Below are 11,160 nucleotides of genomic sequence, written 5' to 3'. Positions count from 1 at the left end.
TGTTCTGGATGACGCCGTGCTGGCCTCGCAGTCCGCCGAGCGGCTTGCCGGCGTATGGGCGCCGAAGGCCACGGCCGCATACAACCTGCACCGGGCCACCGCCCACCTCCCCCTCTCCTTCTTCGTCCTCTTCTCCTCCGCCGCCGCGACGTTCGGCAGTCCTGGGCAGGCGAACTATGCGGCGGCGAACGCGTTCTGTGATGCTCTTGCTGTTCACCGTCGTTCCCTTGGTCTGCCTGGTGTCTCCGTGGGCTGGGGGTTGTGGGCGGAGGCGAGCGGGATGTCTGGCGGGCTCGGTGAAACCGACCTCGCCCGAATGGAACGCACCGGGTTCAAGCCGCTCACCACCGCGCACGGCCTGGCCCTCTTCGACGCGGCCATCGCGCACGGCGGCTCGGGGTTGCTGGCGGCCGACATCGACCCGCGCGCAGCTGCCGCCACCGGTCCGGGCGACGCACCCGTGGGAGCCCTGCTGCGCACCTTGGTGGGGAGGCCGACAGGGACGTCGCCAGGAGCGCCCGTACGGCGTACGGCCGCGTCCGGGCAAGCGTCCGCCGACCTGGCGGATCGGCTCGCCGCGCTGCCGCCGGACGAGCAGGGCCGGGTGCTGCTCGACCTCGTACGGACCCATGCCGCATCCGTGCTGGGGCACGCCGATGTGAGTGCGGTGCAGGGCGATGTGCCGTTCAAGGAGCTGGGGTTCGACTCGCTGACCGTGGTCGAGCTGCGCAACCGGCTCGCTTCGGCGACCGGACTGCGGCTGCCCGCATCCCTGGCCTTCGACTACCCGGAAGCCGGCGCCCTCGCGGAGCATCTGCGGCGGCGGCTCGTCCCCGACGGAGACGCGGCGCAGAGAGCAGCAGCCGGGGCCGTCGATCCCCTGCTCCACGAACTGGGCCGGATCGAGAGCGGCCTGACCGCACTCGACCTGGACGACGAGGCACGCGGCCGACTCGCCAGGCGGCTCACCAGCCTTCTGTCCGCGGTGAACGGCGGCAACGCGGAAACGGAGACGGGCGCCTCGATCGGCACCGCGTTCGACGGTGTCGAGTCCGCGACCGACGACGAGATCTTCGAACTGATCGACCGGGAACTGTGAGGCCGTTGATGGAGGGCCAGAAGTGACGTCCGGCACGGAAGACAAGCTCCGCCAGTACCTCAAGCGGGTCACGGCGGACCTCGGCCACACGCGCCAGCGGCTCCGCGAGGTCGAGGAGCGGAACCAGGAGCCGGTGGCCGTCGTCAGCATGGCCTGCCGGTTCCCGGGCGGCGTCGGTTCGCCGGAGGAACTGTGGGACCTGGTGGCCTCCGGCCGGGACGCGATCGGCGGGCTGCCCACGGGCCGTGGTGCTGCCTGGGACCCGGAGCGGCTGTACGACCCGGATCCCGATCACCCGGGCACCAGTTACACCCGTGAGGGCGGCTTCCTCCACGACGCCGACCTGTTCGACGCCTCCTTCTTCGGTATCTCACCGCGCGAGGCGCTGGCCATGGAACCGCAGCAGCGGCTGCTGCTGGAGTCGGCCTGGGAACTGCTGGAACGGGCCCACCTCGACCCCAAGGCCCTGAAGGGCAGCGTGACCGGGGTCTACGCCGGCGCCGGGCTCCCCGGATTCGGCACCCCGCACATCGAGAGGAGTACGGAAGGGCATCTGCTGACCGGCAACGCCCTGAGTGTCCTGTCCGGGCGAATCGCCTTCACACTCGGCCTGGAAGGCCCCGCCGTCTCGGTGGACACGGCATGCTCGTCGTCGCTGGTGGCGATCCACCTCGCGTGCCAGGCGCTGCGCCAGGGCGAATGCGAGCTGGCCCTGGCGGGTGGCGTGACGGTCATGGCGACACCTGCGATGTTCACCGAGTTCTCCCGGCAGCGCGGGCTGTCCCCGGACGGGCGCTGCAAGCCCTTCGCCGACGCGGCGGACGGCACCAGCCTCGCCGAGGGCGTGGGCCTGGTCCTGCTGGAGCGACTGTCGGACGCGCGGCGCAACGGCCACCAGGTGCTGGCCGTGCTGCGGGGTTCGGCCGTGAACCAGGACGGTGCCAGCAACGGCCTGACGGCGCCCAACGGCCCTTCCCAGGAGCGCGTCATCCGGCAGGCGCTGTCGAACGCCGGGCTCTCGCCGTCCGAGGTGGACGCCGTCGAGGCCCACGGCACAGGTACCCGCCTCGGTGACCCGATCGAGGCGGGCGCACTGCTGGCGACGTACGGGCAGGGGCGGGCAGCGGATCGGCCGCTGTGGCTCGGCTCGGTCAAGTCCAACATCGGGCACACCCAGGGTGCGGCCGGAGTGGCCGGGGTCATCAAGATGGTGCAGGCGATGCGGCACGGTGTGCTGCCCGCCTCTCTGCACATCGACGAACCTTCGACCCGGGTCGACTGGTCGTCCGGCGGGATACGTCTGCTGACGCAGCAGCGCGAATGGCCGCGCGTCGACGGAGCCGGCCCGCGCCGGGCCGCCGTCTCGGCCTTCGGCATGTCCGGCACGAACGCGCATGTGATTGTGGAGGAGCCACCTGTCGCGGAGGAGTCCGTGTCGCCGGTGGGGGCGGATGTTGTTGCCGGGGTGGTGCCGTGGGTGGTCTCGGCGCGGGGTGCGGAGGCGCTGCGGGGGCAGGCAGCGGCGTTGGCCCGGGTGTCGGGTGCGGTGGGTGTGGTGGGTCGTTCGCTGGTGACCTCGCGGTCGTTGTTCGAGCAGCGGGCGGTGGTGCTGGGTGCGGGTGGGGAGGAGTTGCTTGCGGGTGTGCGGGCGCTGGCCGCTGGTGAGCCGCACCCGGATGTGGTCGGCCCGGGCGAGCGGGTGGGCGAGGGTGGGCTGGTGTGGCTGTTCAGTGGGCAGGGCAGCCAGCGCGTGGGTATGGGCGCGGAGTTGTATGCGCGTTTTCCCGTGTTCGCTGAGGCTTTCGAGCAGGTGTGTGGGTTGCTGGACCCGCAGTTGGGTGTTTCGTTGCGGGAGGTGGTGTTCGAGGGCAGTGCGGAGCGGTTGGAGCACACGACGTGTGCGCAGGCGGGGTTGTTTGCGCTGCAGGTGGGGCTGGCACGGTTGTTGGGTTCGTTCGGGGTGCGGCCGGATGCGGTGGTGGGCCACTCCATCGGCGAGGTGACGGCAGCCTATGTGGCCGGGGTGTTCTCGCTGGAGGACGCCTGCGCCCTGGTGGCCGCCCGCGCCACGCTGATGGGAGCCCTGCCCGAGGGCGGAGCCATGGTGGCCGTCGAAGCCGGCACCGAGGAACTCGACCTGCCCGAGGGTGTGGCGGTTGCCGCGCTGAACACGCCCACCAGCACCGTCATCTCCGGCCCCGAGGAACCGGTGCTGCAACTGGCGGCGGAGTGGAAGTCCCGGGGTCGTAAGACCAAGCGGCTGGCGGTCAGCCACGCTTTCCACTCTCCGTTGATGGAGCCGATGCTGGAGGACTTCCGCCGGGCCATCGAAGGGCTGCGGTTCCACCAGCCCACGCTTCCGTTGATCAGTAACCTGACCGGGCGGCCCGCCGACGAGCGCATCGCCACTCCTGGCTACTGGTGCGAGCACATCCGCCAGCCGGTCCACTTCGCCCCGGCCCTCACCCATCTGGGCATCCACACCTACCTCGAACTCGGCCCCGACCCCGTCCTGACCACCGCCACCCAACACACCCTGGACAGCGACCCGCTGACCGTCCCGCTCCTCACCGCCAAGGAACCCGAGACGCGCACCTTCGCCTACGCTCTCGCCCAGCTCCACACCCACGGCCACGACATCGACTGGACCCCCTGGTTCCCGCCCGGACCCACCATCGATCTGCCCACCTACGCCTTTCAGCGCCAGCGCTACTGGCTCGACGGAACGGGGAGCGGTACCGGCGATACCGTCGGGCTCGGGATGGTGGCGTCCGGGCACCCGTTGCTGGGCGGGGCGATGGAGGTTGCCGACGAGAGCAACGTGGTCCTGACGGGGCGGGTGGCGGCCTCGGGGGAGCAGCGTTGGTTGGCCGATCATCGGGTGTTGGGGTCGGTGCTGGTGCCTGGTGCGGCGATGGCGGAGTGGGCGTTGCGTGCGGCCGACGAGGTCGGGTGCGGCGGTGTCGAGGAACTGGTCCTGCAAGCACCGCTCGTACTGCCCGAGAACGGGGCGGTCAACGTCCAGGTACTGGTGGAGGCAGCAACGCCCGACGGCCGCCGCCGCATACGCATCTACGCACGGCCCGTCCAGGAGGAACATGACGCGAACGGCTGGCTGTGTCATGCCGAGGGCACGCTCGGGCCCCGGCCGGCTGCCGAGTCCGCTTCGGACGGGGAGTCCGTCTGGCCGCCTTCGAGTGCGGAGCCCGTGGACATCGACGGGTTCTACGAACGTGCTGCGGCCTTCGGATACGGGTACGGTCCGGCCTTCCAGGGGGTGCGGGCCGTCTGGCGGGACGGGCACGACGGGCGGGAACTGCTGGCGGAGGTGGAACTGCCGGAGGCGGCGGGCGGGCCCGAGGGGTTCGGGATCCATCCCGCGCTGCTGGACGCCGCGCTGCACCCCGGTCTCCTGCTGGCCGAAGCCCCGGACGACGACCGGGCGTGGCTGCCGTTCGCCTGGAACGGTGTCGTGCTCCGGGCCGCCGACGCCACGACCGTACGGGTACGGATCACGGCCGGAGAGGAGGGGGCGCAGGGTGAACGCTCCCTGCGGGTGAGTGTGACGGATCCGCTCGGTGCGCCGGTGCTGAGTGTGGACTCGCTGGTGTTGTACCCGGTCGAGGCCGAACGACTGCGGGCGGCGGACAGGGACGACGGGCGAGCACTGTTCGCCCTGGACTGGGTTCCGCTCGCCGACGACGCGAACGTCGCGCCGGGACCGGCTGCCGGGGAGGACTGGGCGGTGCTGGGCACCGATCCGCTTTCCGCACCGATGGACCCGGGCCCCACTGCCACTGCCACCACCACCGGGTACGCCGATCTCGATGCGTTGGTGACGGCGCTCGACGCGGGGGCCGCCGCGCCCCCGGTGGTCCTGGCGGGCGTCGAGCTCGCCGGGGACGGACTGGAGACGACGCAGCACGTGCTGGCCCTCCTGCGGGGGTGGTTGGCCGAGGCACGGCTGGCCGACTCGCGACTGGTGGTGGTCACCAGGGGCGCCGTCGATGCCGATGACGGTGACGTCGACCCGGCGGGCGCAGCTGTGTGGGGGCTGGTGCGCAGCGCGCAGGTGGAGGAGCCGGACCGGTTCGTGCTGCTCGACCTCGGCGACGGCGCCGAGGTCGACACGGCGATCGGAGCGGTACGGAGCGCGCTGGCGGCCGACCGGCCGCAGGTGGCGGTGCGGGACGGGCGGGTGCTCGTACCCCGGCTGTCGCGCGGTGGCGAGAGCAGGCGCCGCGGCCCGGACGAACAACCGCCCGAGTTGGACCCGCACGGCACGGTGCTGATCACCGGTGGTACCGGAACGGTGGGTGGTCTGGTCGCCGAACATCTCGTTCGGTCGCGGGGCGTCGGTCATCTGGTGCTGGTCGGACGCCGAGGTCCGGAGGCTCCCGGTGCGCGGGACCTGGCCGAACGGCTCACCGGTCTCGGCGCCGATGTCCGCCTCGTCGCCGTGGACGTGGCCGATGCCGGGGCCGTCGACGAACTGGTCGCGGGGATCGATCCCGCGCATCCGCTCACGGGTGTGGTGCACGCGGCAGGCGTGCTGGACGACGCTGTACTGTCCGCGCAGTCGCCTGAGCGCCTGGCCCGCGTCTGGGCGCCGAAGGCTGCCGGGGCGCTGAATCTGCATCGGGCGACGGCGGATCTGCCGTTGAGCATGTTCGTACTGTTCTCCTCGGCCGCCGCCTGTCTGGGCAACGGCGGGCAGGCGAACTACACCGCCGCGAACGCCTTCTGCGACGCGCTGGCCGCCCACCGCCGGGCGGCCGGGCAGCCCGGAGTGTCGGTCGGGTGGGGCCTTTGGGACGAAGCGAGCGGCATGACCGGCCATCTGACGGAGGCCGACCGTGCACGGCTCAGCCGCTCGGGGAGCACGCCCCTGACCACCGAGCAGGCGCTGGCCCTCCTGGAGCTCGCCCTGCGGCACGGAGACCCCTATCTGTTGGCCGCGCATCTGAACCGGCGCGCTCTCGTCGCCTTCGGCGGTGGTGGCGCGGCGAGCGGACCGCAGCGCAGGGCCGCAGCGCGTGAAACCGGTGGTGCGGGCGGGGCAGCAGTCGGCACGGAACTGACGGATCGCCTGGCGGAGCTGGAGGAAACCGGTCGGCTGGAGGTGCTGCTCGGCGTGGTGGCCGACTGCGCGGCGGGCGCGCTCGGGCACCGTTCGGCCGACGAATTGCGCGTCGAGGCGTCGTTCAAGGACCTGGGATTCGACTCCCTGACCGCCGTGGAACTCCGGAACCGGCTGTCGGCCGCGACCGGCGTCCGCCTGCCCGCCACCCTGGTGTTCGACTACCCGACACCGCAGGCGCTGGCCGGGTACCTGGTGACGCGGCTGAGCGATGCGTACGGCGGGCAAGGAGCAGCTGGTCGGAGCGCGGCTCGTGCCACAGTTGGAGCCCCGGCCGTCGCGGCGGACGACGAGCCGATCGCGATCGTCTCCATGGCGGGCCGCTACCCCGGCGGCGTCGGTTCGCCGGAGGATCTGTGGGATCTGGTGGCCTCGGGGCGGGACGCGATCGGGGCGTTCCCGGACGACCGCGGCTGGGACCTGGCGGGGCTGTTCCACCCTGACCCGGACCATCCCGGGACCAGCTATGCGAGCGAGGGCGGTTTCGTTCGCGACGCCGCCGCGTTCGACGCGGCCTTCTTCGGGGTGAATCCACGTGAGGCGCTGGCCATGGACCCGCAGCAGCGGCTGCTGCTGGAGACGGCATGGCAGGTGCTGGAGCGCGCCGGGATCAAGCCGGTCACGCTGAAGGGCAGCCGGACCGGTGTCTACGCGGGCGTGATGTATCACGACTACGCGGTCGGCGCGGCGGGCGCCGACGCCCAGCTGGAGGGCTACGCGATGCTCGCCGGCTCCGGCAGCGTGGTCTCCGGGCGGGTGGCGTACACGCTGGGTCTTGAGGGGCCGACGATGACGGTGGACACGGCGTGTTCGTCGTCGTTGGTCGCGATGCATCTGGCGGCCCAGGCGCTGCGCCAGGGCGAGTGCGAGCTGGCACTCGCGGGCGGCGTGACGGTGCTCGCGACACCCGAGGTCTTCACCTCGTTCTCGCGTCAACGTGGTCTTGCGCGGGACGGTCGGTGCAAGGCGTTCTCGGCTGCGGCTGATGGTGTGGGCTGGTCGGAGGGCGTGGGCCTGGTGCTGTTGGAGCGGCTGTCGGACGCACGGCGCAACGGGCATCGGGTGTTGGCGGTGTTGCGGGGTTCGGCGGTGAATCAGGATGGTGCGAGCAATGGTTTGACGGCGCCGAACGGTCCGTCGCAGGAGCGGGTGATCCGGCAGGCCCTCGCCAACGCCGGGTTGGCCGCATCCGACGTGGATGTGGTGGAGGGCCATGGGACGGGGACGACGCTGGGCGATCCGATCGAGGCGCAGGCGTTGTTGGCGACGTATGGGCAGGAGCGGGCGGCGGATCGGCCGTTGTGGTTGGGGTCGGTGAAGTCGAACATCGGGCACACCCAGGCTGCTGCCGGCGTCGCCGGTGTGATCAAGGTGGTGCAGGCGATGCGGCACGGTGTGCTGCCCGCGTCGTTGCACATCGATGAGCCTTCGCCGCATGTGGACTGGGAGTCGGGAGCAGTACGGCTACTGACCGAGCAAGTGGAATGGCCGGGGGGAGAGCACCCACGCCGCGCAGCCGTCTCCTCGTTCGGCGTTTCGGGCACGAACGCGCATGTGATTGTGGAGGAGCCGCCGGTCGCGGAGGAGTCCGTGTCGCCGGTGGGGGCGGATGTCACCGGTGTGGTTCCGTGGGTGGTCTCGGCGCGGGGTGCGGGGGCGCTGCGGGGGCAGGCAGCAGCCTTGGCCCAGGTGTCGGGTGCGGTGGGGGCGGTGGGTCGTTCGCTGGTGACCTCGCGGTCGTTGTTCGAGGAGCGGGCGGTGGTGCTGGGTGCGGGTGGGGAGGAGTTGCGTGCGGGTGTGCGGGCGCTGGCTGCTGGTGAGCCGCACCCGGATGTGGTCGGCCCGGGCGAGCGGGTGGGCGACGGTGGGCTGGTGTGGCTGTTCAGCGGGCAGGGCAGCCAGCGCGTGGGTATGGGCGCGGAGCTGTATGCCCGCTTCCCGGTTTTCGCCGGGGCGTTTGACGAGGTGTGTGGGTTGCTGGACCCGCAGTTGGGTGTTTCGTTGCGGGAGGTGGTGTTCGAGGGCAGCGCGGAGCGGCTGGAGCACACGACGTATGCGCAGGCGGGGTTGTTTGCGCTGCAGGTGGGGCTGGCGCGGTTGCTCGAGTCGTTCGGGGTGCGTCCGGATGCGGTGGTGGGCCACTCCATCGGCGAGGTGAGTGCCGCGCACATCGCCGGGGTGTTCTCGCTGGAGGACGCCTGCACGCTGGTGGCCGCCCGCGCCACGCTAATGGGAGCCCTGCCCGAGGGCGGAGCCATGGTGGCCGTCGAAGCCGGCACCGACGAACTCGACCTGCCCGAGGGCGTGGCGGTTGCCGCGCTGAACACACCCACCAGCACCGTCATCTCCGGCCCCGAAGAACCCGTGCTGCAACTCGCGGCGGAATGGAAAGCCCGAGGCCGAAAGACCAAACGGCTGTCGGTCAGCCACGCCTTCCACTCCCCGTCGATGGAACCCATCCTGGAGGACTTCCGCCGGGCCATCGAGGGCCTGGACTACCAGCCACCCTCCCTCCCGTTGATCAGCAACCTGACCGGGCGGCCCGCCGACGAACACATCACCACTCCCGGCTACTGGTGCGACCACATCCGCCAGCCGGTCCACTTCGCCCCCGCCCTCACCCACCTGGGCACCCACACCTACCTCGAACTCGGCCCCGACCCCGTCCTGACCACCGCCACCCAACACACCCTCGAAGACAACCCCCTCACTCTCTGCACCCTCACCGCCAAGCAACCCGAGACACGCGCCTTCGCCCACGCTCTCGCTCAACTCCACACCCACGGCCACGACATCGACTGGACCCCCTGGTTCCCGCCCGGACCCACCGTCGATCTGCCCACCTACGCCTTCCAACGCCAGCACTACTGGCTCGCACCCGGACACCCCGCCGAAGACATGGAGGCAGCCGGGCTACGGAGTTTGAAGCATCCGCTGTTGCCGGCTGTTGTGGCGACGGCGGATGGTGGGCTGATTCTGACGGGGCGGGTGGCGGCGTCGGGGGAGCAGCGCTGGTTGGCCGATCATCAGGTGTTGGGGTCGGTGCTGGTGCCTGGTGCGGCCATGGCGGAGTGGGCGCTGCGTGCGGCCGACGAGGTCGGCTGCGGTGGCGTCGAGGAACTGATTCTGCAAGCACCGCTCGTACTGCCTGACAACGGCGCGGTCGACGTCCAGGTGGTTGTCCGTCCGGCCGAGGCCGATGAACGGCGGCAGATCGAGGTGTACTCACGCCCGTCCCATGAGGATCGTGACGTGAACGGCTGGGTGTGCCACGCGAGCGGCACGCTCGCACCGCAGGCGGGGGCTGCGGAGGACGGATCGCTGGAGCAGTGGCCTCCGCCGGGAGCACACCGGGTGGACACGGACGACTTCTATGCGGGTGCCGCGGCTGCCGGATACGGGTACGGTCCGGCCTTCCAGGGCGTCCGGACCGTCTGGCGGGAGGGGCGCGACGGGCAGGAACTGCTGGCCGAGATCGAGCTGCCCGAGGAGGCCGGCCGTCCGGACGGGTTCACCGTCCACCCGGCTCTGCTGGACGCAGCGCTGCACCCCGGTCTTCTGCTGGCCGTTTCCGCTGACGACGACCGGGCGTGGCTGCCGTTCGCCTGGAGCGGTGTCACCGTCTGGGCCACCCATGCCACGGCCGTGCGGGTACGGCTCACGTCTCTACGGGAAGGTGAGAGCGGGGACGAACGTGGCGTGCGTGTCCTCGTCACCGACGTGTCCGGCGCGCCGGTGCTGAGCGTCGATTCCGTCGTCATGCGCCAGGCCGACGTCAGCCAACTGGTGCCCGTGCGTGGCGTGGAGGGCCAGTTCGTCCTCGACTGGGTGCCGCCGGTCGGGTATCCGGCGAGTGCTGCCGAAGACGAGGCCGATTGGGCGCTGCTCGGTCCCGACATGTTCGGTCTGTCGGCGTCCGCGGTGGGGTGTCACAGCGATGTGGAGGCGCTGGTGGACGCGCTCGGGTCCGGGGCGCCCACCCCTTCCGTCGTGCTGGCCTGCGTGGGTGGTGTCCGTTCCACGCCGCGTGAGACGCCGGACGACGACGCCGAGGCGCTCGCCGTGAGCGGTTCCGTGCTCGGGCTGCTGCAGAGCTGGCTGGCCGAGCCCCGGCTCACCGACGTACGGCTCGTCCTGGTCACCAGGGGTGCCGTGACCACGGACGTCGAGGGCGGCGGCGCCCCGGACATGGCGGGTGCAGCCGCGTGGGGGCTGGTGCGCAGCGCGCAGGTGGAGAACCCGGACAGATTCGTCCTGCTCGACCTGGGTGGCGGTTCGGAGGATGTGGCCGGTATCGACGACGCGCTGCGCCACGCGCGGGCGGACGGCGGGGAGTCGCAGCTCGCGTTGCGCGCCGGACAGGTGCATGTGCCGCGGCTGGCCCGTACTGCCGCCGATCGGCTGGTGCCGTTGGAGGACGGGTGTGCGTGGCGGTTGGGTCAGGAGGTTGCCGGGACGGTGGAGGACGTGTCGGTGGTGCCGTGTCCGGAGGTGGAGGAGCCGTTGGCGTCGGGGCAGGTGCGGGTTGCGGTGCGTGCTGCCGGGGTCAATTTCCGGGACGTGCTGATAGCGCTCGGCATGTACCCGGAAGCGGACGGACTGTTCGCCGGCAGCGAGGGTGCGGGCGTGGTGACGGAGGTCGGACCAGATGTGACGGGGCTGGCGCCTGGTGACCGGGTGATGGGGTTGTTCGACGGTGCCTTCGGGCCGGTGGCGGTGGCCGACGCCCGCATGATCGCTCCGGTGCCGGACGGCTGGGACTGGCGAACCGCTGCCTCGGTGCCCATCACGTTCCTGACGGCGTGGTTCGGGTTGGTGGAGTTGGCGGGGTTGCGTCGGGGTGAGTCGGTGTTGATTCATGCGGCGACGGGTGGTGTGGGGTCGGCGGCGGTGCAGATTGCGCGGTATGTGGGGGCGGAGG

2 protein-coding genes are annotated in these 11,160 nt (G+C 71.4%); both read left to right on the top strand.

The genetic code is table 11. The features are described 5' to 3' along the window. Positions 1–1,099 (top strand): beta-ketoacyl reductase (locus KBY19_RS34260; protein WP_210967399.1); only part of this gene is annotated, 1,099 nt, incomplete at its 5' end. A gap of 22 nt (positions 1,100–1,121) precedes the next feature. After that, on the top strand, positions 1,122–11,160 hold a 10,039-nt coding region (locus KBY19_RS34255), incomplete at its 3' end, for a type I polyketide synthase (RefSeq protein WP_210967398.1).

This window comes from Streptomyces sp. B15 (assembly GCF_018070605.1).
Lineage (GTDB): Bacteria > Actinomycetota > Actinomycetes > Streptomycetales > Streptomycetaceae > Streptomyces > Streptomyces smyrnaeus.
This window is presented reverse-complemented; position numbering and strand designations above follow the sequence as displayed.